The organism is Serratia sp. C2(1) (assembly GCF_036352655.1).
In the GTDB taxonomy this organism is placed as follows: Bacteria; Pseudomonadota; Gammaproteobacteria; order Enterobacterales; family Enterobacteriaceae; genus Serratia; species Serratia inhibens.
This window is the reverse complement of sequence record NZ_JAZFBA010000001.1, coordinates 2384371-2411253: the sequence shown is the minus strand read 5'-3', so window position 1 is coordinate 2411253 and position 26883 is coordinate 2384371. Positions and strand designations below refer to the sequence as shown.

Below are 26883 nucleotides of genomic sequence, written 5' to 3'. Positions count from 1 at the left end.
GTTATTTGAAATAATCAATAAAAAACAACAGGGTGATGGCATCAATGATGTTTAAAGGATACAAGCGACGCTGGGTTAGCGCACTGATCGTCGTGGCGGCGATCGCCGCGTTGGCGATCTGGCATTTTAGCCACCCGGCGCCAACCCAGTTTAAAACGGTGAAGGTAGCCAAGCGGGATCTGCAGCAAAACGTTCTGGCGACCGGACAGCTTGACGCGGTGCGCAAGGTTGACGTTGGCGCTCAGGTCAGCGGGCAGTTGGAAAGCCTGTATGTTGAGATTGGCGATAAAGTGAAAAAAGGCCAGTTACTGGGCGTGATCGATCCGCAGCAGGCGCAAAACAGCATCCGCGAGGGCGAGGCGACGCTGCGTGAACTGCACGCTCAGTTGCAACAGGCCCAGGCTGAACAGCAGTTGGCGTCGGTGACGCTGCAGCGCAATCAGGCACTGGCGAAGTTGCAAGCGGTATCGCGCCAGGATCTGGATCAGGCGGCGACGCAGCTTGCGGTGAAGAAGGCGCAGGTCGGTACCATCAATGCGCAAATTGCTCGCAACCAGGCCAGTCTGGACACCGCTAAAATCAATCTGGCGTTTACCCGTATTGAAGCGCCGATGGACGGAGACGTGGTGCAGATCACCACGCTGCAAGGCCAGACGGTGATCGCGGCGCAACAGGCGCCGAACATTCTGACGCTGGCGGATCTCAGCACCATGCTGGTGAAGGCACAGGTGTCGGAAGCGGATGTTATCAGCCTCAAACCGGGCCAGAAAGCCTGGTTTACCGTGCTGGGCGATCCCAACCGCCGTTTTGACGGCGTGCTGAAAGACATTCAGCCGACGCCGGAAAAGGTCAACAACGCCATCTTTTACTATGCGCGTTTCGAAGTGCCGAATCCCGAAGGGTTGCTGCGTCTGCAGATGACGGCACAGGTGCATATTCAACTGGCGGGGGTCAGCCAGGCGCAGGTCATTCCTCTGGCCGCGCTGGGCGATCAAATCGCCGATAACCGGTACCACGTTGCGGTATTGAAACAGGGCAAGGAAGAGAAACGCGAGGTGAGCATCGGCCTGCGTAACAATATTGACGTACAAATTCTGAGCGGATTGAGCATCGGGGATGACGTGATTGTCAGCCGCGGCGGCTCGGAGGCCAACTGATGGCGGCGCTGTTGCAACTGAGCGGCATCCGCCGCAGCTATCAGTCGGGCGATCAGACGGTGGACGTCTTGAAAAACGTGAGCCTGAGCATCGACGCCGGTGAAATGGTAGCCATTATGGGGGCCTCCGGCTCCGGCAAGTCTACGCTGATGAACATTCTCGGCTGCCTGGACAAGCCCAGTGCCGGCGTGTACCGGGTGGCCGGCCAGGATGTGGCGACGCTGGATGGCGATGCGTTGGCCCGGCTGCGGCGTGAGCATTTTGGTTTTATCTTCCAGAGATACCATTTGCTGCCTCATCTGAGTGCGGCGCACAACGTGGAGGTGCCGGCGGTCTACGCCGGGCTGGGCAAGGCGGCACGGCGCGAACGGGCGGTCGCGCTGTTGCAGCGCCTTGGGCTGAGTGAACGCGTCAGCTACCGGCCGAGCCAGCTTTCCGGCGGCCAGCAGCAGCGCGTCAGTATCGCGCGTGCGTTGATGAACGGTGGTCAGGTGATCCTGGCGGATGAACCGACCGGCGCCCTCGACAGCCATTCGGGCGAAGAGGTGATGACTATCCTCAAGCAACTGCGTGAGCAGGGGCATACGGTGATTATCGTTACTCACGATCCGGCTGTCGCTCAGCAGGCAGAACGGATCATTGAAATCCGCGATGGCGAGATCATTGCCGACTCGCGCCCGGTGCAGCAGAGCAATCCGAATGCCAAACCGTTGGAACTGGTTTCTCCCGCGCCGTCCTGGCAGCAGAAGACCGGCCGTTTTCGCGAGGCGCTGGTGATGGCCTGGCGGGCGATGGCGGCGAATAAAATGCGCACCGCACTGACCATGCTGGGCATTATTATCGGCATCGCTTCAGTGGTTTCGATTCTGGTGATCGGCGACGCCGCCAAGCAGATGGTGTTGGCGGATATCAAATCCATCGGCACCAATACGGTGGACATTTACCCCGGCAAGGACTTCGGCGACGACGATCCGACCTTCCGCCAGTCGTTGAAGTATGAGGATCTCGACGCGTTGCGCGAGCAGCCCTATGTCAGCGCGCTGTCGCCGACCATCGCCAGCAGCATGCGATTGCGGCTGGGCAACGTCGATGTGGCGGCCAATGTGACCGGGGTCAGCGAGCAGTTTTTCCGCGTTTACGGCATGACCTTCACCCAGGGGGGTGGCATTGACCCGTTCCAGGTGCAATCGCAGGCGCAAACGGTGGTGATCGACGCTAATACCCAGCGCCGGCTGTTCCCGCATCAGAAAAACGTGGTGGGTGAAGTGATGCTGGTGGGCAATATGCCGGCGACGGTGGTGGGGGTAGCGAAGGAGAAGCAGTCGATGTTCGGCAGCAGCAAGACGCTGAACGTTTGGGTGCCTTACAGCACCATGGCAAATCGGCTGATGGGCAACGCCTATTTCGATTCGATTACCGTGCGTATCCGTGACGGTTACAGCAGCCAGGAGGCAGAGCAGCAATTGACGCGTCTGCTGGCGTTGCGCCACGGTAAAAAAGACTTTTTCACCTATAACATGGACAGTCTGGTGCAGACGGCGGAGAAAACCACGCGCACGCTGCAGTTATTCCTGACGTTGGTGGCGGTAATTTCGCTGGTGGTCGGCGGAATTGGCGTGATGAATATCATGCTGGTGTCGGTGACGGAGCGTACGCGCGAGATTGGTATCCGTATGGCGGTGGGGGCTCGCTCCGGCGATGTCTTGCAGCAGTTCCTGATTGAAGCTGTGCTGGTGTGCCTGGTTGGCGGCGCGTTGGGGATTATGCTGTCCTTTGCCATCGGGCTGTTGGTGCAACTGGTGCTGCCGGGTTGGCAGATCAGCTTCCCGCCGGCGGCGTTGTTGAGCGCGTTTTTGTGTTCCACCGGTATCGGTGTGGTGTTCGGCTATCTGCCTGCGCGCAGTGCCGCCCGGCTTAACCCGATTGACGCGCTGGCGCGCGAGTAATAATCTAACCCCATCGTATTTCAAGTCGCAGGGTGTTAGCGGCCACTCGACATTGATGGGATATAATAAAAAATGCCAGTCATACGGCGGCTGGCATTTTTAGCGGACTGCTTTAGGCAGGCTCTGCACCCGTGTTTAGGCCAGTGCCTCGCTCTCCAGTGGCACAATAAGACTCGCATGGTTCCCTTTTGGCCCTTGGTGCACGTCAAAACTGACCTGTTGGCCGGCTTTCAGTGTCCTGTACCCATCCATCTTAATTGTTGAATAATGGGCGAATATATCTTCGCCGCCGCCTTCAGGACAGATAAAACCAAACCCTTTGGCGTTGTTGAACCATTTAACAGTACCCGTCTCCATGCTTTTACATCCCTCGCAACGCTATTTTAGGTGAGATGAATAACTGAATTCGCACCCGCCAAAGGCAGGTAGCAGATGAGCCCAGGGTGGTTAAAAGACCGCCAGCTCACGAATTTACACTCTAGAGCAAATGATCATCACGTCAAGGGATCGGCTTTTGTCCGCAGGAGGCAGTTCATCAAAGTTTGAAGCAGTTAACGCTATTGACATTGTTCGGTAACAATTTGTCAGAGTTTTTTGCGCACGTTCCAGTACGGCGAGATGATGGCGTAGATGATAAAATAGTAATGATCCCCCACTTTGAATAACCGGAACCCGTCCCCATATCAGAGGACAGAGCAGAGAAGATGAGCAGCAATGGGCAATAACAACGATTGGCTAAACTTTGAACACTTGGCCGAAGAAAAACAAATCGATGCGGTAAAACCGCCGTCTATGTATAAAGTTATACTTAACAACGACGATTACACACCGATGGAATTTGTGATTGACGTTCTGCAAAAGTTCTTTTCTTATGATATTGAACGTGCAACGCAACTGATGCTCACGGTCCACTATCAAGGCAAGGCGATCTGTGGTGTTTTTACCGCCGAGGTGGCGGAAACCAAGGTCGTACACGTGAACCGTTATGCAAGGGAGAACGAGCATCCGTTGCTCTGTACGCTGGAAAAAGCCTAGATTTTGGCAACTATTGGGGAGGTGCTTATGCTCAATCAAGAACTGGAACTCAGTCTCAACATGGCTTTCGCCAGAGCGCGTGAGCACAGACACGAGTTTATGACCGTGGAGCACCTGTTGCTGGCATTACTCAGCAACCCTGCCGCGCGAGAGGCGCTGGAGGCATGTACGGTGGACCTGGCCGCATTGCGCCAGGAGCTGGAAGCCTTTATCGAACAAACCACGCCGACGCTGCCTGCCAGCGAAGAAGAGCGCGACACTCAGCCGACGCTAAGTTTCCAGCGTGTGCTGCAGCGTGCCGTATTCCATGTTCAATCTTCCGGCCGCAGCGAAGTCAGCGGTGCCAACGTGCTGGTGGCGATTTTCAGCGAGCAGGAGTCGCAGGCGGCTTACCTGCTGCGCAAACACGACGTCAGCCGTCTTGACGTAGTGAATTTCATTTCACATGGCACGCGTAAAGACGAGCCGGGCCAAGCGCCAAATGCGGAAAACCCGGTGAACGAAGAGCAGTCCGGAGGGGAAGACCGTATGGAAAACTTCACCACCAACCTCAACCAGTTGGCCCGTGTGGGCGGTATCGATCCCCTGATTGGCCGCGATCCTGAACTGGAGCGCGCTATTCAGGTGCTGTGCCGTCGCCGTAAAAATAACCCGCTGCTGGTCGGCGAGTCCGGTGTGGGTAAAACCGCCATTGCCGAAGGGCTGGCCTGGCGCATCGTGCAGGGCGACGTCCCGGAAGTGATGGCGGACTGCACGCTGTATTCTCTGGACATAGGTTCGCTGCTGGCGGGTACCAAATACCGCGGCGACTTCGAAAAACGCTTCAAGGCGTTGCTGAAACAGCTGGAGCAGGACAAGAGCAGCATCCTGTTTATCGATGAAATCCACACCATCATCGGTGCCGGTGCGGCTTCCGGTGGGCAGGTGGATGCGGCCAACTTGATCAAACCGCTGCTCTCCAGCGGCAAGATTCGGGTGATTGGGTCCACCACCTATCAGGAATTCAGCAACATTTTCGAAAAAGACCGTGCGCTGGCCCGTCGCTTCCAGAAAATCGACATTACCGAGCCGACGCCGGAAGAGACCATTCAGATCATCAACGGTCTGAAAACCAAGTACGAAGCGCACCATGACGTGCGTTATACCGCCAAGGCGGTGCGTGCGGCGGTTGAGTTGTCGGTGAAGTACATCAACGACCGTCACCTGCCGGACAAGGCTATCGACGTGATCGACGAGGCGGGCGCTCGCAGCCGGCTGATGCCGATCAGCAAGCGCAAGAAAACCGTCAACGTTGCGGACATTGAGTCTGTGGTTGCGCGTATTGCGCGTATCCCGGAAAAAACCGTGTCGGCAAGCGATCGCGATGTGCTGAGAAGCTTGGGCGACCGTTTGAAAATGCTGGTGTTTGGCCAGGATCAGGCGATCGAAGCGCTGACCGAAGCGATCAAAATGAGCCGTGCGGGCCTGGGGCACGATCGCAAGCCTGTCGGTTCCTTCCTGTTTGCCGGGCCAACCGGCGTCGGGAAAACCGAGGTGACGGTGCAGTTGGCGAAGGCGATGGATATCGAACTGCTGCGTTTTGACATGTCCGAGTATATGGAACGTCATACCGTCAGCCGCTTGATTGGCGCGCCTCCGGGCTACGTCGGTTACGATCAGGGCGGGCTGCTGACCGATGCGGTGCTTAAACATCCGCATTCGGTCGTGTTGCTGGATGAAATCGAGAAGGCGCATCCGGATGTGTTCAACCTGCTGCTGCAGGTTATGGACAACGGTACCCTGACCGATAACAACGGTCGCAAGGCGGATTTCCGCAACGTGATCCTGGTGATGACCACCAATGCCGGGGTACGTGAAACAGAACGTAAATCGATCGGCCTGGTTCAGCAGGACAACAGCACTGATGCGATGGAAGAGATCAAAAAAGTGTTCACGCCGGAGTTCCGTAATCGTCTGGACAACATTCTTTGGTTCAACCATCTGTCGACTACGGTGATCCAGCAGGTTGTCGATAAGTTTATTGTCGAACTGCAGGCGCAGTTGGATGCGAAGGGCGTATCGCTGGAAGTGAGCGACGAAGCGCGTGACTGGCTGTCGGTGAAAGGCTATGACCGTGCGATGGGCGCTCGTCCGATGGCGCGCGTGATGCAGGAGAACCTGAAGAAACCGCTGGCCAACGAACTGCTGTTCGGTTCGCTGGTGGACGGTGGCTCGGTGAAAGTCGAGCTGGACAAGGACAACCAGAAACTGACGTACCACTTCCTCAGTGCGCAGAAACGCAAAGCGGATGAAGGCGCGGTGCACTAAAGGCCGGCCAGTCCAGATAATGAAAAAGCGATGCTTCGGCATCGCTTTTTTTATGGGTGAAAGTATGTCATCACCATTACAGAAATGAGCGAGCCCTCTCGGTTTACCTGCGCTCTTGCAACTCGATGTTGAACGTTGCTACGGGGGTAAACGGAAAGGGCTCCGGAGGGGTTACATCCTCGGTGCCGCCATCGGCTGGCGACGAGTGAGCCGATTAACGGCTACGGAAGACAATGCGGCCTTTGCTCAGGTCGTACGGGGTCAGCTCTACAGTGACTTTGTCGCCCGTCAGGATGCGGATGTAGTTCTTACGCATTTTACCGGAGATATGTGCGGTTACTACGTGCCCGTTTTCCAATTCAACGCGGAACATAGTGTTCGGCAGCGTATCAAGAACGGTGCCCTGCATTTCAATATTGTCTTCTTTGGCCATCGAATCCTCTAGGTCTAACTACCTTAGTTTTTAACCGGCAAGATAATGCCGAAAAACCCACATTATGTAAAGACGTGTCGGTGAACATAGCACCGTTTCCGCAAAATTAGTTTGTTGGGGAGGGTGGTTCAGCCTGCTGTGGGGGTAAGACTTGCGCGGCCCAGCATTCCGGTGCTAACGGCTTGCGCTGAAGGTTACTGAGCTGCTGTAAAAATTGGCGGCGGGGGATTTCTCTCGCTCCCAGCGTGGCAGTGTGAGCGTTAAGCACCTGACAGTCAATCAATTCTCCGCCATAGGCGGCAAAATGCCGGCAAAAAGCCAATAACGCGCACTTGGAGGCATTTGTGGTGCGGCTAAACATCGATTCACCGCAGAACAGCGCGCCCTGCGCTACGCCGTACATACCGCCAACCAAGGCTTTACCCTGCCATACCTCGACTGAATGAGCGAAACCGAGGCGGTGCAAATGCAAATAGGCGCGCTGTACCTCCGGGCCGATCCAGGTGCCTTCATGCGGCCGATCGGCGCAGGCGGCAATCACCGCAGCAAAGTCGTGGTTCAGCGTAATGCGAAAGGGATTGCCGCTCAGAAAGCGTTTCAGGCTGCGGCTGATATGGTATTGCGCCGGGAACAATACGGCGCGTGGGTCAGGCGACCACCACAGAATGGGCTCCCCCGGCGAAAACCAGGGGAAGATACCGCGCTCATAGGCGGCCAGCAAACGCGGTGCCGTCAGGTCGCCACCAATGGCCAGCAGCCCGTTAGGATCGCGCAGCGCGCCCTCTGGCGAGGGAAACGCGAGTGACTGTGGTGACAGCTTAACAATACGCATAAAAGGTCTCAGCGTCCTCTACAGGCCATTTTCAAGGGGTATCCCACTGATACGCTGGCGGAAACGGGCATAGCGCCCTTGCCGGTGCATCAGGGTAAGGTGGTCGCCCTGTTCGACAATCCGGCCGCCGTCCATCACGCAGATGCGGTCAAGATGCTCGAGCCCATACAGGCGGTGAGTCACCAGGATCAGCGTTTTGCCCTGACAGTACCGGCGCAACAGCGCCAGGATCTGCCGTTCGGTTTCGGCGTCCAGACCCTCGGTCGGTTCGTCGAGCAACAGCAGAGGCGCCTGATGCAACAATGCGCGAGCAATACCCAGGCGACGTTGTTCTCCGCCGGAAAGCTGGCGGCCGCCATCTCCCAGCCAGGCGTTCAGCCCTTCGTTTTGCAGCAGTTTTTCCAGCCCGACCTGACACAGCACGTCGCGTAACTGTTCATCGGCCGCTTCCGGGGCGGCGATGCGCAGGTTTTCCCGCAGCGTGTTGCTGAAAATATGCACTCGCTGGCTGACGACGGTGGTCATTTGGCGCAGCGTAGTTTCATCATAGGCGCTGAGCGGCTGGCCGTTGAGCAGCATGCTGCCGCTATCGGCGTTCCAGGCGCGGGTTAACAGTTGCAGCAGGGTCGATTTGCCGCAGCCGGTGCGCCCGAGCAGCGCAATGTGTTCGCCGGCGGCAACCTCCAGCGTGACGTCTTGCAACACCGGCAGAGGTTGGTCGGGATAGGTGAAGGTGAGCTGTTGCAGGCTTAATGCAGCGCCGTTCCCGGCTGCCGGGCCGTTGGCCGGGAAGGTGACTTCCGGCTGCCGATCAATAACCTGTTTCACCCGTGTAGCGGAAGCAATGACCTGGCCGAGGTGCTGGAAGGCGCCGGCGACCGGCATCAGCGCTTCAAACGAGGCCAGTGCGGCAAACACGAACAGCGCAATCAGCGCGCCGGGTTGGGTATCGCCACCTATGCCACCGGCGGTGAGCCACAGCAACAACGTCACCGTCAGGCCGCTGGCCAGAATCATCACCCCTTGCGCCATTCCGCCCAACGAAGCCTGCTGCCACTGACGACGCTGCCAGCGCCGCTCGGTGGCATCCAGATCGGCGCGGAAATCGTTGACTGCGCCAAACACCACCAGCTCGGCCTGGCCCTGCAGCCAAGCGGTCAGGTCGGTGCGGTACTGGCCGCGCAGGGCGGTCAGTTGGCCGCCAATCGGCTTGCCGGCGCGGTAAAATACCGGTGGTATCAGCAGCAACAACAGCAGCAAAATACCGCCCAGCGTCAGGGCCAGCGAGCTGTCCAGCCAACTGAGACCGTAGGTGACCACGATGATCACGACTGCTGCGCTGACCAGCGGCGAGATCACCCGCAGATACAGATGGTCCAGCGTATCGACGTCCGCCACCAGCCGGTTAAGCAGATCGGCCTGCCGGAAACGGGCAATGCCGCCCGGTGACAGCGGCAGGATCTTTTTAAAGGTAAACACCCGCAGATGAGAAAGAACGCGGAAGGTGGCGTCGTGACTGACCACGCGCTCTGCGTAACGCCCGGCGGTGCGGAAGATCGCCGCGCCACGCACGCCGGCAGCCGGCAACATGTAGTTGAAGGTAAACAGGCCCGCCAGGCCGGCGAGCGCCGATGCGGCGAGGAACCAGCCGGAAAGCGCCAACAGGCCGATACTGGCCAGCAGCGTGACGATGGCCAGCAGGATGCCCAGGCAGATCAGCAGGCTGTGACGACGGTATAGCGCCAGGAACGGCAGCAAAACGCGCATGATTATAGCTCCCCGCTGCGGTGTGCGATCAGATTGGCGAACAACCCAGGTTGGGCGCTCAGCGTGGCGTAATCGCCTTGCTGCACGATCCGCCCGCCTTCCATAACCCAGATCTGGTCGTATTCTGCGGTATCTTCCAACTGGTGAGTGACCAGCAGGGTAGTTTGTTGATGCGAGGCGGCGTCGAGCGCCTGCATGACGCGTCGCTCGCTGTGCGCGTCGAGGCTGGCTGCCGGCTCATCCAGCAACAGTAAACGGCGTGGGCTGATGAGCGCCCGGGCGACCGCCACGCGTTGCGCCTGGCCGACGGACAGACGTGCGGCGCTATCGCCGACCTCAGTGTCCAGACCCAGCGGCAAATGCGGCAGGATCTCGCTGACGTAAGCCTGCTCCACCGCCTGTTGCAATTGAGCTTCACTCGCTTGCGGGTGGCCCAGCAGAATATTTTCCCGTAGCGTTTGCGCCGGCAGGTGCGGGTTTTGTCCCACCCAGCCGAGCTGCCGACGCCAGCCTTCTGCCGCCAGCTCACGCAGCTCGGTGCCGTTGACCGTCAGTGAACCGCGATAGGGCAGGAAGCCGAGCAGCAGATTCAGTAACGAACTTTTGCCGGCGCCGCTCAGCCCGACCAGGGCAATGCGTTGATGTGCAGGCAGGGTGAAGCTGAGAGGGCCGGCCAGCAGCACGCCGTTCGGCGACAGAATTTCCAGATCCTGCGCTTTTAGCGCCAATGGTGCATCGGTATTCAACTCCTGCGTGCCAGTGCCCCTTTGCTCGCCTTCGGCGCCAAGGAAGGTTTCCAACGCTTCTGCGGCGCCCACGGCCTGCGCTTTGGCATGATAGAAAGCGCCCAGATCGCGCAGCGGCTGGAAGAACTCCGGTGCCAGAATCAGCACCAGGAAGCCGGCAAACAGCGTAACGCCGGTGCCGTAACTGCCGAAATTCAGTTCGCCAAGGAAGGAGAAGCCAAAATAGACCGCCACCACGGCGATGGAGATGGAGGCAAAGAACTCCAGCACTGCCGATGACAGGAACGCCAGTCGCAGCACTTCCATGGTGCGGCTGCGGAAATCCTCGGACGATTTGGCGATCTGTGCGGTTTCCGCCTCAGCCCGGTTAAACAGACGCAGCGTATCCAACCCGCGCAGGCGATCGAGGAAATTGCCGCTCAGCCGCGCCAGCGCCACAAAATTGCGCCTATTGGCGTCTGCGGCGCCCATGCCGACCAGCGCCATAAACAGCGGGATCAGCGGGGCAGTGGTCAACAGAATCAGGCCGGCGGCCCAGTTGATCGGAAATACGGTTATCAGGATCAGCAACGGGATAAACACCGCCAGATACATCTGCGGCAGATAGCGGGAGTAATAATCCTGCATGTCTTCGATCTGCTCAACGATGATGCTGGCCCAACTGCCCGCCGGTTTACCCTGGATCCAGGCGGGGCCGAGCTGTTGCAGTTTGTCCAACACCTGCCGGCGCATACGCTGGCGGATCACCTGGCCGCAGATAAAACCAACGCGTTCACGCAGCCAGCTCAACAGCGCGCGCAGCGCGAAGGTGGCGGCCAACCAGATAAACGAGGGGATCAACTGTTCACGCGGGGCGTGTTCGATAATCAGGGCGTGGAGCAGGGCGGCCAACAGCCATGCCTGCACGACAATCAAAATGCCGCTTATCAGCCCCAACAGCATGGAAAGGCGCAGCCAACGCTGCGCCAACGCGCTCTGAGTTTTGAGCCAACGGGTTAACTGTTGCTGTCTGGTTTTTTTCATCAGATATGAGTCTGCGTCGCCGGTGCCTGTTGTTACAGGCAAGGTTAACGTACTGTTAAAAAAAGTGTTTGCCTCAACCTGAAGCGAACAAGCGAAGGCCAATGTTACCTCTTCACCCGGCAGACTGAAAATAATAAAGCGGTCAAATATCCCTATAACAGACTCTGGCCACGAGAGTTATTTCACCTCCTGGCTGGCCGCTTCCGCCGCCAGGGCGGCCTGCACCGATTCACGCTGGCCGATCTGCGCCATATACCGGGTTAACGAGGGCCAGCATTTTAACTCGATGGAAAATTGGGCCATCCAACGCAGTACGGTAAACAGATAGGCATCCGCCACGCCAAAGCGTTCGCCCAACAGGAAACTCTGCCCGTCCAGCGCCTGAGCGACATAATCGAGGCGGCGGCGCAGCTTGTCGCGAAACAGACGTTTGACCGCTTCCGGCAGGGTTGCATTGAATAGCGGGCTGGCTCCGGCGTGGATCTCGGCGGTGATGAAATTCAGCCATTCCTGCAAACGCACCCGCTCGAAGGCATTGCAGGGAGGGGCCAGCGCGGCTTCAGGGCGCAAATCCGCCAGATATTGCACGATGGCTGTGCCTTCGGTAAGCATGCGGCCATCTTCCAGCATCAGGGCCGCGACGTAACCCTTGGGATTGATCCGGTAAAAATCATGGCCGTCGGCGGTGCGTTTGCTGCGGTTATTCACCCGGATAAGTTCAAACGGCAATTCCAGCTCCCGCAGGACTATATGCGGGGATAGCGAACAGGTGTCGGGTGCAAAATAGAGTTTCATGAGAGTTCCTGAGGCAAAAAGCGATATCGCTTAACCGACAGGATGCCGCCGGTGTTGCCTGCAGAAAAATTAGAATGTCAGAAACCCGTCATCAGTTCAGCTACTGACGGGCTGCGGCAGATGTTCTCGCAGGTAATCCAACAGGGTTTGTACCGGTGCAGAGCTTGCGCCAGTGAACGAACAGACCAGGCCAAAATACCGGTAGAGCGGGACGCTCAACGGCAGAGCGCAAATGCCGGCGGCGTCGGTCGGTATCACCGACGCAGGCAGCAACGACACGCCGACGCCTTCGCGCACCAGCGTGAGTGCGGTGCTCCAGTCGCTGACGGTTACGCGTACGTCGGCCAGCGCAATACCGGCCTGCTGTGCCAACAGTTGCGCATTGAGGCTACAGCCGCCGGTAGCCAGCACAAAGGGCAAACCGGCCAGTGCCCTGAAATCCACCGGTTGCCGACCCCTGGCCAGCGGGTGGGCGCTGGCGGTAACCGCAAGCCACAGATCTTGTCCCAGGGGGTAGCTTTGCCTTTCGTCTTTCGGGTTCAGCACTACGCCGACGTCGGCGGTTTCCAGTGCCAGCCAGTTCTCCACTTCCCGGTCGGTGCCTTCCAACTGAACCAGTTCAATGGCGGGGTAGCGGCGGCGGAATTTACGCAATAACGGCGGTAGCAGGAGGGCAAATGCCGAGGGAAAGCTGGCCAGGCGAATCTTGCCCGAATGCGCGCTTTTCGCCTGCAGCGCGTAGCTTTGGATCGCATCGAGTTCGGCCAGCATAGCGCGGGCGTGGGCGACAATCCTTTCACCGCTTTGTGTCAGCGTAACGCTGTGCGGCAGGCGGACGAACAGCGGCGTATTCAGGGCGTCCTCTAACTGGGCGATAGCCTGGCTGGCACCGGACTGGGTCATGCCGCATTGATTTGCCGCCAGCGTAATTTTGCCGCTGTCGGCCACGGCGACCAGCAAGCGCCAGTGGAGAAGGTTTTGCATCCTGTGCCTGTCCGCTCATATTCAAGGTATAAAAAAGCGGCCCTAAAGCCGCTTTTATTGATGACAGAATACCGGGTTAGCAGACTTCTGCGCCAGCGATGCCGTCCAGATAACGCTCGGCGTCCAGCGCAGCCATACAGCCGGTGCCGGCGGAGGTGATCGCCTGACGGTAGATATGGTCCATTACGTCACCCGCAGCGAATACGCCAGGAATGGTGGTCTGGGTGGCGTTGCCGTGAATACCGGACTGAACTTTGATATAGCCGTTTTCCAGCTCCAATTGACCACCGAAAATGCTGGTGTTCGGGCTGTGCCCGATGGCGATAAATACGCCGGCCAACGCCAGTTCCTGCGTTTCATTTTCCGCTTTGGTGCTGCGAATGCGCACGCCGGTAACGCCCATTTGATCGCCCAGCACTTCGTCCAACGTATGGTCGGTATGCAGCACGATGTTGCCGTTTTTCACTTTCTCCATCAGCCGGTCGATCAGGATCTTCTCTGAGCGGAAGCTGTCGCGGCGGTGGATAAGATGAACTTCAGCGGCGATGTTGGACAAATACAGCGCTTCTTCCACGGCGGTATTGCCACCGCCGACGACCGCAACTTTTTGATTGCGATAGAAGAAACCGTCACAGGTGGCGCAGGCGGAAACGCCTTTGCCTTTGAAGGCGTCTTCAGAAGGCATGCCCAGGTAACGGGCGGATGCGCCGGTGGCGATGATCAGCGCATCGCAGGTGTATTCACCACTGTCGCCAAACAGGCGGAACGGACGGTTCTGCAGATCAACGCTGTTGATGTGATCGAACACGATCTCGGTCTGGAATTTTTCTGCGTGCTCGCGCATGCGCTCCATCAATGCCGGGCCGGTCAGGCCTTCGGCGTCGCCCGGCCAGTTTTCCACTTCGGTCGTGGTGGTCAACTGACCACCTTGTTCCATACCGGTAATCAATACCGGGCTCAGGTTTGCGCGCGCTGCGTAAACCGCGGCGGTATAGCCGGCGGGGCCGGAACCCAGGATCAGTAATTTGCTATGTTTAGCCGTGCCCATGAATACCCTCTTTTCCCACAATGCGGACAATGAAACCGATTGTAGGGAAAATGCAGCATTAAAAAAAGCATCAGCGGATGTTGTTAACGATTTGTTTGATAGCCATGACCTATTAATTATTATTTTGCTGCCAAAGCGAGCGTAAAACGCAGCAATTTAACTTATGGAAGCCCCTTGCCGGCGTGAGGCGTTCATTCTGCCTGAGACGCTACATTTACCGGGTTTAAGCTGCTTTGCTCTGCGGGATTCAAGCCAGCGATTCATAACTAAAAATGGGGGGCTAACTTTTCATGACGGCAGGTTCTTCTGATTTTGCTTCTTTTACTTTGACAATCCGCTGCGCATTTGCGAAAACATCATAGGAAGAAGAAATTATCCCCCTGCCGGCAGTAAATCGTACGTATTTGCGGCGGCGGCGCAGAGTTTTGCGCCATTGTTTAAGCAGACAGCAGCAGGTGAGGGGAACATAGCGTTAGCGAATGGCAATTTCCTTCTTGAGATGAACGTCATTTGAATACATTGTGCAGGGTTGACAGACAGGCTGCACAACGATGAATGATGGTAGTGAAGCATATAACAGGCATCGGGTCTTCGCTTGGAACAAGCCCTTACACATTGACGTTGGCTAGGGTGTGGCAAGTGCAGGGAAGAAAATAAGAGAGACAATAATAATGGCAGACAATAAGAAACGCCCGGGTAAAGATCTCGACCGTATCGACCGCAATATCCTGAACGAGTTACAGAAGGATGGGCGTATTTCGAACGTTGAGCTTTCGAAGCGCGTGGGGTTATCCCCAACCCCATGTTTAGAACGCGTGCGCCGCCTCGAGCGCCAGGGTTTTATTCATGGCTATACCGCCTTGCTCAACCCGCATTATCTGGATGCGTCTCTGCTGGTTTTCGTGGAAATCACGCTGAACCGCGGCGCGCCGGATGTGTTTGAGCAATTTAACTCAGCAGTTCAAAAGCTTGAAGAAATTCAGGAGTGTCATCTGGTGTCCGGTGATTTCGACTATCTGTTGAAAACCCGCGTGCCGGATATGTCGGCTTACCGTAAGTTGCTCGGTGAAACCTTGCTGCGTCTGCCGGGGGTTAACGACACCCGTACATACGTGGTCATGGAAGAAGTCAAACAGAGTAACCGTCTGGTTATCAAAACACGGTAAGGTGCAGGTGCAAAACCTGATTAAATTGGTTACACTCCTGTTTATTCATACAGTTTCGGCGCCGGGGAAGCTTCTCGGCGCTGTTGCTATGTCAGCTAACAGGAACCTGGAGAGCCTTTCTTGAGCCAGGAATATACAGAAGATAAAGAAGTTACCCTGAAAAAACTCAGCAGTGGCCGCCGTTTGCTTGAAGCTGTGTTGATTGTGGTAGCGATTTTTGCCGTTTACCTCATGGCTGCCTTGGTCAGTTTCAATCCGTCTGACCCAAGCTGGTCGCAGACCGCGTGGCATGAGCCGATTCATAACCTGGGTGGTGGCGTCGGGGCCTGGATGGCCGACACACTGTTCTTCACTTTCGGGGTGCTCGCTTACGCGATACCGCCGATCATGCTGGTTTTGTGCTGGACGGCCTACCGTCAGCGCGACAGCGGCGATTACATCGACTATTTTGCGCTCTCACTGCGCCTTATCGGCACGCTGGCGCTGGTGCTCACTTCGTGTGGCCTGGCGGCACTGAATGTCGACGATCTCTATTACTTCGCTTCCGGCGGCGTTATCGGCAGCTTGCTGAGCAACGCCATGTTGCCGTGGTTCAACGGCATTGGCGCAACACTGGCATTGTTGTGCGTATGGGCCGCAGGGCTCACGCTGTTTACCGGCTGGTCCTGGTTGGTGATCGCCGAGAGAATCGGCGGTGTGGTGCTGGGTACGGCCACCTTCATGACCAACCGTTCACGCCGCGATGAACGTTACCACGACGATGACGATCGCTACGTCGATGATGAACCGGAGCAGGCAGGGAAGGGTGCAACGGTTGCTGTAGCCGCCTCTGCGGCAGCGGCCAACGCGGCGGAAGACGACGTGCTGTTCTCTGCACCTTCGGTAACGGATGCCGCCAAAGCAGCGGTAGACGAGGCTGACGATCCTCTGCTCAACGGCTTGCGAGCTAACGACGATGCCGATGTGGCACCTGTCGCGCCGGCGGCTGTCAGTACGCCGGTAACGCCTGCTCCCGCGCCGATAGCGGCTCCGGTGGCGGCACCTGCGGTAACGGCAGCGCCAGCGGCCCCAGCCACGGTGAACCAACATCCGATGAGCGCTGCGGCGGAAAACGCTGTGCCACCGCTGTATTCGTTTGAAATCCCTGAAGAGACGCCGGTGCCGAAAGTGACGCGCCCGGCGGATCCTTACCGGGACGATGATGAACCGCGTTTGGGCAATTGGGAAGCTCCAGCCGTATCTCAGCCGCGCGATCGTTCCCCGTTTGATTTTTCTGCGGCTCAGCGCGACAGCGTTGACGTTGGCACTTCTACTGGCTTCAGTGCCGGTGAGCCTGAGGTTGCGCCATTTGGCAGCGTGAAACCTCAGGCGGAAGCCGCAGCGGCGGCCGTTGTCGGGGCCGCTGCCGCCAATACCTTTATGCCGGCTTTTACGGCCACCAGCGACGCTAACTCTCAGGTGAAACAGGGTATCGGTCCTGAATTGCCGCGGCCGAATCCGGTGCGTATTCCTACCCGGCGCGAGCTGGCTTCTTACGGCATCAAATTGCCTTCGCAGCGCGTAGCCGAGCAAGAACAGCGTCCCCGCGAAGAGCAACCTCTGCAGAATGCGGATAGCCATCAGCAAGATGACGAAGCCTTGCAGGAAGCGGCGTTGCGTCAGGCGTTTGCCGAACAGCAAAGCCAGCGTTACGGCGAAGAATATCCGCAAGATAATCAGGATGATGAGCAAGCTCTGCAGGAGGCTGCGTTGCGTCAGGCGTTTGCCGAGCAACAGCAGGCTCGCTATGGCGAGCAGGAACCTGTGCCATCATCGCCAATCGCCAATCCGGTAGATACCCGCAACGCGTTCAGTTTCTCGCCGATGGATGATTTGGTCGACGATAGCCCGAGTGAACCCTTGTTCACTCTGTCGCCGCAGCTTGAAGAACATATTGAGCAGCAAAGCGAACGTGAAGACGATGTGCCCTTTGGCCAGTTTGAGCCTGCTGCACCGGCTTATTCGCCGCAGTCTCAGGCTCCGGCGGCGCAGTCATACCCGCCGGCTCAATCTACTTATCAACAGCCCGCTCAGCCGGCCTACCAGCAACCACAGCAGCCGCCAGTCTATCAGCAACCTGCAGCGCAACCGGCCCCGGCCGCACCGCAGCAGCCGGCAATGGACAGCCTGATCCACCCGTTCCTGATGCGTAACGATCAACCGCTGCAGAAACCGACCACGCCGTTGCCGACGCTGGATCTGCTGACCGAAGCCCCGAAAGAGGTGGAGCCGGTGGATACCTTCGCGCTGGAGCAAAAGGCGCGTTTGGTGGAAGCGAGTTTGGCCGACTACCGAGTGAAAGCCGACGTGGTGGATATTCTGCCGGGGCCGGTCATTACCCGCTTTGAGCTGGATCTGGCACCGGGGGTCAAGGCCGCGCGTATTTCCAACTTGTCACGCGATCTGGCGCGCTCGCTGTCAACCTCCGCGGTGCGCGTGGTAGAGGTCATCCCCGGCAAGCCTTATGTCGGATTGGAGCTGCCTAACGTTAAACGTCAGACGGTTTATTTGCGTGAAGTGCTGGATTGTCCAGCGTTCCGCGACAATCCGTCGCCGTTGGCGATTGTTCTGGGTAAAGACATTTCCGGTGAGCCGGTGGTGGCCGATTTGGCTAAAATGCCACACCTGCTGGTGGCGGGTACCACGGGTTCCGGTAAGTCGGTTGGGGTCAATGCCATGATCCTGAGCATCTTGTATAAGGCCACACCGAAAGAAGTGCGCTTTATCATGATTGACCCGAAAATGCTGGAACTGTCGGTTTATGAAGGCATTCCACACCTGTTGACGGACGTTGTAACCGATATGAAAGACGCCGCCAACGCCCTGCGTTGGTGTGTCGCCGAGATGGAGCGTCGCTACAAGCTGATGTCTGCACTGGGTGTGCGTAACCTGGCCGGTTATAACGAACGCGTCGATCAGGCTGAAGCTATGGGGCGCCCGATCCCGGATCCTTTCTGGAAGCCGAGCGACAGCATGGACATTACGCCGCCGGTGTTGGAGAAAGAGCCTTACATCGTGGTGATGGTGGATGAATTCGCCGACCTGATCATGACGGTGGGCAAGAAGGTTGAGGAACTGATCGCTCGTCTGGCGCAGAAAGCGCGTGCGGCGGGGATCCACTTGGTGCTGGCGACCCAGCGCCCGTCGGTGGATGTGATCACCGGCCTGATCAAGGCCAACATCCCAACCCGTATCGCCTTTACCGTATCCAGCAAGATTGACTCGCGCACTATCCTCGATCAGGGCGGTGCAGAATCTCTGCTGGGGATGGGCGACATGCTGTATCTGGCGCCTAACTCCTCCATTCCTGTGCGTGTGCATGGTGCTTTTGTGCGCGATCAGGAAGTGCATGCGGTGGTTAAGGATTGGAAAGCGCGTGAGCGGCCTCAATATAAAGAGGGTATCCTCAGCGCCGGAGACGACGCTGAAGGTGGTGCCGGCGGCGGTTTGGACGGTGACGAAGAGCTGGATCCGCTGTTTGATCAAGCGGTGGAGTTTGTGGTGGATAAACGCCGCGCCTCTATCTCCGGCGTACAACGCCAGTTCCGCATCGGCTATAACCGCGCCGCGCGCATCATCGAACAGATGGAAGCGCAGGGCATTGTCAGCGAGCAAGGGCATAACGGCAACCGCGAGGTGCTGGCACCGCCACGGCATGACTGATTAAGCTTTAACCGTTGTTATTCAATAATAAAGGGCCGCTTTGCGGCCCTTGTGCAAAGAAGCGTAAACCCCTCTGCTTCTCGGAACATTGGCCTATCTGCCGGCTTGTGGCTTCGGGTAGAGTAACCTGGGTTAGGGTTAATTTGACCCGCACGGCACCGCCTTGCGGTTAACGCATTTGATAAGGTACCTGGAATAATGAAAAAACTGTTAGTTGCCTGTTGTCTGCTTTCGGGATTCGCTTCCACTTCTGTGCTGGCCGACGCCGCACAGGATCTGCAAAGTCGTCTGGCGAAAGTGAACAGTTTCCACGCCAGTTTCTCCCAGACCGTGACCAGCAGCGACGGCGCAGCGGTGCAGCAGGGAGAAGGTGAACTGTGGGTGAAACGCCCGAACCTGTTTAACTGGCACATGACCTCACCTGACGAGAGCGTGCTGGTATCGGACGGCCAAACCCTGTGGTTCTATAACCCCTTTGTTGAGCAGGTAACGGCCACCTGGCTGAAAAACGCCACCGGCAACACGCCGTTTATGCTAATCACCCGCAACGATTCCAACGACTGGAAACAGTATAATGTGAAGCAGAAAGGCGACGATTTTGAGCTGACGCCAAAATCCAGCAGCGGCAACCTGAAACAGTTCGCCATCACCGTGACCAACAGCGGTACTATCCGCAGTTTTGCCGCGGTTGAGCAAGACGGCCAGCGCAGTTCTTACGCGCTGAAAAGCCAGCAAAATACCTCTGTTGACGCCGCCAAATTCAAATTTACCCCGCCGAAGGGGGTGACGCTGGACGACCAGCGCCAGTGAGGTCTGCGTGAGTAATATGTCGCTCGATTTTTCCCAGAATGAGTTCCAGCCGTTGGCCGCGCGGATGCGGCCAACCACGCTGGCGCAGTATATCGGCCAGCAACATCTGCTGGCTGCCGGCAAGCCTTTGCCGCGTGCCATCGAGGCCGGGCAACTGCATTCCATGATTTTGTGGGGACCGCCGGGCACCGGGAAAACGACGCTGGCAGAGTTGATCGGCCGTTACGGCCAGGCGGACGTTGAGCGGATTTCCGCCGTCACGTCCGGCATCAAAGAGATCCGCGAGGCGATCGAGCGCGCACGGCAGAACCGTGACGCCGGTCGCCGCACTATTTTGTTTGTCGACGAGGTGCACCGCTTCAACAAAAGCCAGCAGGACGCTTTCCTGCCGCATATTGAAGATGGCACCATCACCTTTATCGGCGCTACGACCGAAAACCCGTCTTTTGAACTCAACTCGGCGCTGCTTTCACGTGCCCGAGTGTATTTGTTGAAAGCATTGACCGCCGAAGATATCAGCCAGGTGCTGGATCAGGCGATGAAAGACACTCACCGGGGGTTCGGCGGCCAGAATATCGAGTTGCCCGAAGAAACACGCCGCATGCTGTCGGAGTTGGTGGGCGGCGATGCGCGCCGAGCGCTGAACAGCCTGGAGATGATGGCGGATATGGCGGAAATCGACGCCAAAGGCATCCGCGTGTTGACGCCATCATTGCTGAAAGAGGTCTCCGGTGAGCGCAGTGCGCGCTTCGACAATAAAGGCGACCGTTATTACGATTTGATCTCGGCGCTGCATAAATCGGTGCGCGGTTCGGCGCCGGATGCCGCGCTGTACTGGTACGCGCGTATTATTACCGCCGGCGGCGATCCGCTGTATGTGGCGCGTCGCCTATTGGCGATTGCGTCCGAGGATGTCGGCAATGCCGATCCGCGCGGCATGCAGGTGGCGATTGCTGCCTGGGATTGCTTTACCCGCGTCGGCCCGGCGGAGGGCGAACGGGCCATTGCGCAGGCCATCGTTTATCTGGCCTGCGCGCCCAAAAGCAACGCCGTGTACACCGCTTTCAAAGCGGCGATGCGCGATGCCCGAGAGATGGCCGATTACGACGTGCCGGAGCACCTGCGCAACGCGCCGACCAAGTTGATGAAGGAAATGGGGTTGGGCGCGGAGTATCGTTACGCTCACGACGAACCTAATGCCTATGCCGCCGGCGAGGACTATTTCCCACCGGAAATGGCCAAGACTCGTTACTATCATCCAACCGCGCGCGGGCTGGAAGGTAAAATCGGTGAAAAGCTGGCATGGCTGGCTGAACAGGATCAAAATAGCCCGACAAAACGCTACCGCTAGCGTTGCCGTTGCGGTAAGGTTAGCGTGTATCACCCTTTCTTTATTCGGTTGATATTCAGCCAAATAAAACGACAAATTTTCTTTCAATAACAATAAGCACAGGATTAGCATGCTCGATCCCAATCTGCTGCGTAATGAGCTAGACGCAGTCGCCGTCAAACTGGCTCGCCGAGGCTTTAAACTCGATCTGGATCTGCTGCGTTCGCAAGAAGAGCGCCGCAAGGTTCTGCAGGTAGAAACCGAAACGCTGCAGGCGGAACGTAACTCCCGATCGAAATCCATCGGTGCGGCCAAAGCGCGCGGGGAAGACATTGAGCCCCTGCGTCGCGAAGTGAACGAACTGGGTGACAAGCTGGATGCTGCCAAGGCCGCATTGGATACGTTGCAGTCCGAAATTCGCGATTACGCTCTGACGTTGCCGAACTTGCCTGACGATGCCGTGCCGAACGGTAAAGATGACAGCGAAAATCAGGAAGTGTGCCGCTGGGGCGAACCGCGTCAGTACGATTTCCAGGTACGTGATCACGTTGATCTGGGCGAAATGGCCGGTGGGCTGGATTTCGCCGCAGCGGTAAAATTGACGGGTTCACGCTTTGTGGTGATGAAAGGGCAGATCGCCCGCATGCACCGTGCGCTGTCGCAGTTCATGTTGGATCTGCATACGGAACAACACGGCTATCTGGAAGCTTACGTGCCGTACCTGGTCAATCACGCCACGCTGTATGGCACCGGTCAGTTGCCGAAGTTTGGCGATGATCTGTTCCATACCAAACCTCTGGAAGAAGAGTCAGACAGCAGCAACTATGCGCTGATCCCAACGGCGGAAGTGCCGTTGACCAATCTGGTGCGCGACGAGATCCTGGAAGAGGAATCCCTGCCGCTGAAGATGACCGCGCACACGCCATGTTTCCGTGCGGAAGCTGGTTCGTATGGGCGTGACACCCGTGGTTTGATCCGTATGCATCAGTTCGACAAGGTCGAGATGGTACAGATCGTTCGCCCGGAAGATTCCATGGCGGCGCTTGAAGAGCTGACCGGCCATGCGGAGAAAGTGTTGCAACTGCTGAACCTGCCGTATCGTAAAGTCTTGCTGTGTACCGGTGACATGGGCTTCGGCGCTTGCAAAACCTACGATCTGGAAGTGTGGTTGCCGGCTCAGGATACCTACCGTGAAATATCCTCATGCTCGAACATGTGGGATTTCCAGGCGCGTCGCATGCAGGCACGCTGCCGCAGCAAAACCGAGAAGAAACCGCGTTTGGTGCATACGCTGAACGGGTCTGGTCTGGCTGTGGGTCGTACCTTGGTCGCCGTGCTGGAAAACTACCAGCAGGCAGACGGCCGCATTGAGGTACCGGAAGTTCTGCGCCCTTACATGAATGGCCTGGAATATATCGGCTGAAAAGCTAATCAGTAAAAAAGCGCCTGGGGGCGCTTTTTTTATGTCTGAAAATCGACGCGAGGTTAGTGGTTGGTCAACGCCAACTTGATGGCCAGACCGATAAACGCCAGGGAAACCGACCCGCGTATCCAGTGCATTACGCGGGCATTCCCCAGGATGCGATGCCGAACGCGTGCGGCAAATGCACCATAAAGAGAAAAAATAACGAACGTCATTACGGCGAATACCGCAGAAAGTATCAGCATGGTGCGGACGGGGTGTGGTTCTCCTGCCACGATAAATTGCGGGAGAAACGCCAGAAAGAAAATGGACAGTTTGGGGTTGAGCGCATTAGCTATGACGGCATAACGTACCAGGGCGCCGTCGGTGGAAGGCGAATTGGCCTGAGACAGGGCCAGCGGCCCTTTTTCACTCAAGGTTTGCCACCCCATAAACAATAAGTAAACCACGCCCAGGTACTTCACCAGGCCAAAGGCCAGGGCGCTGGTTTGCAACAGCGCGGCCAGACCGGTCACCGCAGCCAGCATATGGGGTAATACGCCCAGGGTGCAGCCGGCAGCCGCTACCAGGGCGCTGCGCGTACCCTGCTGCAGCCCGGTGGATAAGGTAATCAGCGCACCGGTCCCCGGCGAAATAACGATCAGTAATGAGGTGAACAGGAAATCTGCATTCACGGGTAAAGCTCCTTATTGGCGATAATTGGCACCCAGTTTCAGGTGAAGGAGCCATACAGTCTTGAACGAAATTGCAGCCCACTTTTGCAGCGGTAAAGTTCAGGCTGATTGTCGGGAAAAAGAGCCGGGAGTGTAACCAAAACTCCGGACGAACAGGCGCGTCATGTGGCTTTGGTCGGCGAAGCCGCAGGCGTTGGCCACCTCGGCCAACTCGTCACCGGCGAGGATCAGGCGGCGCGCCAGCAGCAGGCGGCGTTGCAGCAGGTAAGCATGTGGCGTCAGACCGGTGCAGCGTTTGAAACCGCGTAAAAGCTGGTATTGGCTCAGGCCGGCTTCGGCGGCCAACTCAGTCAGCGTCAGCGGGCTGTCGGGCTCGTCGTCAATCATTTCCCGTGCGCGCACAATGCCATCTTGCGGGAAGGCTAAATGGGGACGCGGGATCTCTGCCAGAGCCGCGGCCATAACCAGCAAAGCCTCTTCGGCGGCCAGCCCATCATTTTGCGTGACGGCACAGAACAGCTGGTTAAAGCAGGCAGCCAATTGAGGGTTGCTGAAAACCGGGTAGCTGAACTCTCCGGAGGTAAATCTGCCCTCGCTGATATCTGCGAAGCATTGATTGAGCCGTTCGGGTTGAAGGTAGATCATGCGCCAGGCTCTGGCTCCGGCAAGGGGGGAGCCGTCATGCACCTCTCCGGGGTTCACGGTGATGATGTCCCCCGCGGTTGATTCAACGCGGCCCCGGCCGCTCAGCGATTTCTGGGCACCGCGATCCATCAGGCCAATGCCAAACTGGTCGTGAGTATGGCGCCCAAAGGAAAAATCCGTGTCCGCCGCGACCATTTCCATACCGAGGAGGCTGCTGGGGACGATCTGAATAGCGCGTTTCTTCATCACCTTATCCTTTGACGTGCCGCAGCCGCATGCAGGTCTCAGCGTGGAGACTCCAGCTCATAAGCCTGCCTGACGTAGTCAGCCAACTGTTTTGTCTCGACATCGGCAAGCGAATCAAGCTTGATATGCCGGCGATACTTACCGCCACCCTCCAGCATCCGGTGGTGGTCTTCGAGCAAATAGCCCCAGCCAAACTCCACCGTCACATGGCCGCTGTAGGCGAATACGCCGCAGAAAAACGTCGTGTGGGCAAACATGATGCCGCCATATTTTACCGACTCGCTGACGTCGTCACCGGCGGCAGCGGCCACATGGCGAACGCGTTGCACCACCTCCAGAAGTTCATCATGGGTGCTGCCTATATCCGCCAACAATGCGCTGACGGCATCATCGCTAGTCTGTCTCATCACGCCTTCCGGGGAGTGTATTTCTTCTGCCGTCAGCATAGACCTTTTTGCTCCGCGTTGCTCCTGCAGCCGGGAGCGAAACAAATTGTGCGGTGAACATATAAGAGCGGATTGACTTTTTTATCGCCAGTGGCATGATGCGCGCACTCTCATCGCGCGTTCGGTTTCAATTTCACTATGTCCGCATATTCCCGCCCAGTGCTCCTGCTGCTCTGTGGCCTGTTATTGCTCACGGTTTCTATTGCCGTATTGAATACGTTAGTTCCTCTTTGGTTGACGCACGCTCAATTGTCAACCGGCCAGGTGGGGATGGTGAGTTCTTCTTACTTCACCGGCAACCTGTTAGGTACGCTGATAGCGGGCAAACTGATCAAGCGCATCGGTTTTACCCGCAGCTACCATCTTGCCTGCGTGGTGTTTGCCGTTGCGACGGCCGGCATGGCGCTGTCGCTCGATTTTTGGAGCTGGATGGGCTGGCGTTTCTTTGCCGGCATTGGCTGTGCCTGGATCTGGGTGATTGTTGAAAGCGCCTTGTTGCGCAGCGGTAACCTGTCCAACCGCGGGCAACTGTTGGCGGCCTATATGATGGTTTACTATCTTGGCACCGTGATTGGTCAACTGTTGTTGAGCCTGGTATCGACCGAATTGCTGAACGTGGTGCCTTGGGTATCCACCATCATCATCTGCGCCATGCTGCCAATGTTGTTTGCGCGCGTTAACAGCCAGCATGACGAACCGCAGCAGGCAGCGGTATGGCCAATGTTGAAACGCCGCAGCGCGCGGCTGGGCATCAATGGTTGCATTATTTCCGGTATTGTCCTCGGTTCACTTTATGGCTTGATGCCGCTGTATTTATCCCATCAGGGGATGAGCGACGCCAACGTCGGTTACTGGATGGCGCTGCTGGTCAGCTCCGGCATTGTCGGACAGTGGCCGGTAGGGCGCCTGGCCGATCGCTATGGCCGCCTGTTGGTGCTGCGCATTCAGGTGTTTGTGGTGATCCTCGCCAGTGTGGCGATGCTCGGTAACTACGCCATGGCACCGGCGCTGTTTATTCTCGGCTGCGCCGGTTTCACGTTGTACCCGGTGGCGATGTCCTGGGCCTGTGAGAAAGCGCTGCCGCATGAGTTGGTGGCGATGAATCAGGCGCTGCTGATGAGCTACACTATCGGCAGCCTGCTTGGCCCGTCGATGACGGCGTTGTTGATGCAGAATTATTCCGACCGCTTGCTGTTTGTGATGATTGCCGCCGTTGCGCTGGTGTATCTGATGATGTTGTTGAAAAAACCAGACCATCACCACACTCCACTGGCAGCAGCCTGAGATCAAAAAAACCGGCCATTGCGCCGGTTTTTTTATCTCGCCAAAAAGATCAATAAATCACTTTATGGCCATAACTTTCCAGAATACCTTTGACGCGATCCATTGTGTCCGCCTTTGGTGGATGGACGCCGTCCAGCTTGTACTCTTCTCCCATCGCCACCCATTTATGCTTGCCGAGTTCGTGATAGGGCAGCAACTCGATTTTCTCGATGTTGGTCATATCCCTGGTGAACTCACCCAGCATGTGCGTTGACCTGTCATCGTCTGACCAGCCGGGCACCACAACATAACGGATCCAGGTGCGTTGATTGCGCTTCGCCAGATAGCGGGCGAAGTCCAGCGTGCGGTGGTTGGAGACGCCAACCAGATTTTGATGAATGTCGTCGTTCATCTGTTTCAGATCCAGCATCACCAGATCGGTGGCGTCCAGCAACTCGTCGATCACCGGATCGTAACGCCGTACAAAACCATTGGTATCCAGGCAGGTATTGATACCTTCCCGTTGGCAGGCACGGAACCAGTCGCGGACAAACTCGGCCTGCAAAATGGCTTCGCCGCCGGAGGCCGTCACGCCGCCGCCGGATGCGTTCATGAAGTGGCGATAAGCGACGGTGTCTTTCATCAGCTCTTCTACGGTGACTTCTTTTCCGCCATGGGTGTCCCAGGTATCGCGATTATGGCAATACAGACAGCGCATCAGGCAACCCTGGAAGAAAACGATAAAGCGGATCCCGGGACCGTCAACGGTGCCACAGGATTCAAAGGAGTGGATGCGGCCTTTCACTGACATTGCAGGGGGTTCTCCAATATTGACTGTCAAACGCAGTCTAAAAGTAGGCTCATAACCGCCGGCCAGGGATCAGCGATGCAGCAACCGGATGGGCCCGGCGACTGGGGTGGAACGATTCCTGTTGGCCGATTATTACGCCGGATAACTGTTTTGCCGGATATCCATCAGTTTCATTCAGTATAGCTGTCTGGCAAAACAGACTCGTGATGAGTCAGGGGAACTGCGTGTGTTAAAAGGGCCGGAAAGATCCGGCCCCGCTATTCAGCTTAACCACCGGGCGGGAAACCCCGCCCG

At 57.3% G+C, this 26883-nt stretch carries 22 protein-coding genes; 10 read left to right on the top strand and 12 right to left on the bottom strand.

The genetic code is table 11. From position 1 onward, the window contains the following. Window positions 1-44: 44 nt before the first annotated feature. Window positions 45-1157 carry a macrolide transporter subunit MacA gene (gene macA, locus V2S86_RS11290; protein ID WP_330762475.1) on the top strand — a complete coding sequence of 371 codons (1113 nt, stop codon included), beginning with the start codon at window positions 45-47 and terminating at the stop codon, window positions 1155-1157. Continuing rightward, complete coding sequence (gene macB / locus V2S86_RS11285) at window positions 1157-3103, top strand: macrolide ABC transporter ATP-binding protein/permease MacB (protein WP_330762474.1); 1947 nt, start codon at window positions 1157-1159, stop codon at window positions 3101-3103. The genes macA and macB overlap by 1 nt, the downstream gene beginning before the upstream one ends. Before the next feature lie 135 nt (window positions 3104-3238). On the opposite strand, the gene cspD is transcribed toward macB, so the two are convergent. Beyond that, a complete protein-coding gene (gene cspD, locus V2S86_RS11280; protein WP_004942590.1) occupies window positions 3239-3460 on the bottom strand; it encodes a cold shock-like protein CspD in 222 nt (73 codons plus the stop codon). Between the two features lie 357 nt (window positions 3461-3817). Between cspD and clpS the strand changes: the two genes are divergently transcribed. Together clpS and clpA are read left to right on the top strand one after the other, a co-directional pair. Next, a complete protein-coding gene (gene clpS, locus V2S86_RS11275; protein WP_004928347.1) occupies window positions 3818-4138 on the top strand; it encodes an ATP-dependent Clp protease adapter ClpS in 321 nt (106 codons plus the stop codon). Between the two features lie 27 nt (window positions 4139-4165). Further along, entirely contained in the window at window positions 4166-6445 is a 2280-nt protein-coding gene (clpA, locus tag V2S86_RS11270; RefSeq protein ID WP_006320858.1) for an ATP-dependent Clp protease ATP-binding subunit ClpA, read from the top strand. A 214-nt stretch (window positions 6446-6659) separates the two neighbouring features. On the opposite strand, the gene infA is transcribed toward clpA, so the two are convergent. From infA to trxB, 7 genes are all read right to left on the bottom strand, one after another. Then, complete coding sequence (infA, locus tag V2S86_RS11265; protein WP_002211347.1) at window positions 6660-6878, bottom strand: translation initiation factor IF-1; 219 nt, start codon at window positions 6876-6878, stop codon at window positions 6660-6662. Window positions 6879-6984: 106 nt separating this feature from the next. Then, window positions 6985-7710: a leucyl/phenylalanyl-tRNA--protein transferase gene (gene aat / locus V2S86_RS11260; protein WP_330762473.1), complete on the bottom strand. Its 726-nt coding sequence runs from the start codon at window positions 7708-7710 to the stop codon at window positions 6985-6987. Between the two features lie 18 nt (window positions 7711-7728). Continuing rightward, complete coding sequence (gene cydC / locus V2S86_RS11255) at window positions 7729-9477, bottom strand: heme ABC transporter ATP-binding protein/permease CydC (RefSeq protein ID WP_330762472.1); 1749 nt, start codon at window positions 9475-9477, stop codon at window positions 7729-7731. 2 nt (window positions 9478-9479) lie between these two features. Further along, window positions 9480-11246 (bottom strand): heme ABC transporter permease/ATP-binding protein CydD, encoded by a 1767-nt coding sequence (gene cydD, locus V2S86_RS11250; RefSeq protein ID WP_330762471.1) that lies wholly within the window; start codon window positions 11244-11246, stop codon window positions 9480-9482. 177 nt (window positions 11247-11423) lie between these two features. Next, complete coding sequence (gstA, locus tag V2S86_RS11245; RefSeq protein WP_330762470.1) at window positions 11424-12041, bottom strand: glutathione transferase GstA; 618 nt, start codon at window positions 12039-12041, stop codon at window positions 11424-11426. Between the two features lie 96 nt (window positions 12042-12137). Then, window positions 12138-13025, bottom strand: a complete 888-nt coding sequence (locus V2S86_RS11240; protein ID WP_330762469.1) for a LysR family transcriptional regulator — start codon at window positions 13023-13025, stop codon at window positions 12138-12140. A 76-nt stretch (window positions 13026-13101) separates the two neighbouring features. After that, window positions 13102-14073: a thioredoxin-disulfide reductase gene (trxB, locus tag V2S86_RS11235; RefSeq protein WP_330762468.1), complete on the bottom strand. Its 972-nt coding sequence runs from the start codon at window positions 14071-14073 to the stop codon at window positions 13102-13104. A gap of 671 nt (window positions 14074-14744) precedes the next feature. Between trxB and lrp the strand changes: the two genes are divergently transcribed. The 5 genes from lrp to serS all read left to right on the top strand — a co-directional run bounded on the left by lrp (window position 14745) and on the right by serS (window position 22504). After that, the gene (gene lrp, locus V2S86_RS11230; protein WP_004928318.1) at window positions 14745-15239 is read left to right on the top strand and encodes a leucine-responsive transcriptional regulator Lrp; all 495 of its coding nucleotides are present in this window, start codon (window positions 14745-14747) and stop codon (window positions 15237-15239) included. Between the two features lie 120 nt (window positions 15240-15359). Further along, window positions 15360-18941 carry a DNA translocase FtsK 4TM domain-containing protein gene (locus tag V2S86_RS11225; protein WP_330762467.1) on the top strand — a complete coding sequence of 1194 codons (3582 nt, stop codon included), beginning with the start codon at window positions 15360-15362 and terminating at the stop codon, window positions 18939-18941. A 198-nt stretch (window positions 18942-19139) separates the two neighbouring features. Further along, window positions 19140-19751, top strand: a complete 612-nt coding sequence (gene lolA, locus V2S86_RS11220; RefSeq protein ID WP_330762466.1) for an outer membrane lipoprotein chaperone LolA — start codon at window positions 19140-19142, stop codon at window positions 19749-19751. Window positions 19752-19758: 7 nt separating this feature from the next. Continuing rightward, window positions 19759-21102 (top strand): replication-associated recombination protein A, encoded by a 1344-nt coding sequence (locus V2S86_RS11215; protein ID WP_330762465.1) that lies wholly within the window; start codon window positions 19759-19761, stop codon window positions 21100-21102. 109 nt (window positions 21103-21211) lie between these two features. Continuing rightward, complete coding sequence (gene serS / locus V2S86_RS11210; protein ID WP_330762464.1) at window positions 21212-22504, top strand: serine--tRNA ligase; 1293 nt, start codon at window positions 21212-21214, stop codon at window positions 22502-22504. Window positions 22505-22566: 62 nt separating this feature from the next. Here serS and V2S86_RS11205 read toward each other — a convergent pair whose 3' ends face one another. From V2S86_RS11205 to V2S86_RS11195, 3 genes are all read right to left on the bottom strand, one after another. After that, on the bottom strand, window positions 22567-23178 hold the full coding sequence (locus V2S86_RS11205; protein WP_330762463.1) for a LysE family translocator: 612 nt from the start codon (window positions 23176-23178) through the stop codon (window positions 22567-22569). Between the two features lie 99 nt (window positions 23179-23277). Further along, window positions 23278-24069: an AraC family transcriptional regulator gene (locus V2S86_RS11200; protein ID WP_330762462.1), complete on the bottom strand. Its 792-nt coding sequence runs from the start codon at window positions 24067-24069 to the stop codon at window positions 23278-23280. Window positions 24070-24107: 38 nt separating this feature from the next. Next, a complete protein-coding gene (locus V2S86_RS11195) occupies window positions 24108-24476 on the bottom strand; it encodes a DUF1801 domain-containing protein (protein WP_330762461.1) in 369 nt (122 codons plus the stop codon). A 177-nt stretch (window positions 24477-24653) separates the two neighbouring features. On the opposite strand from V2S86_RS11195, the gene V2S86_RS11190 reads away from it, so the two are divergent. Beyond that, window positions 24654-25799: an MFS transporter gene (locus tag V2S86_RS11190; RefSeq protein ID WP_330762460.1), complete on the top strand. Its 1146-nt coding sequence runs from the start codon at window positions 24654-24656 to the stop codon at window positions 25797-25799. Window positions 25800-25848: 49 nt separating this feature from the next. Here V2S86_RS11190 and pflA read toward each other — a convergent pair whose 3' ends face one another. After that, entirely contained in the window at window positions 25849-26589 is a 741-nt protein-coding gene (gene pflA / locus V2S86_RS11185) for a pyruvate formate lyase 1-activating protein (RefSeq protein WP_330762459.1), read from the bottom strand. Window positions 26590-26883: the final 294 nt, after the last annotated feature.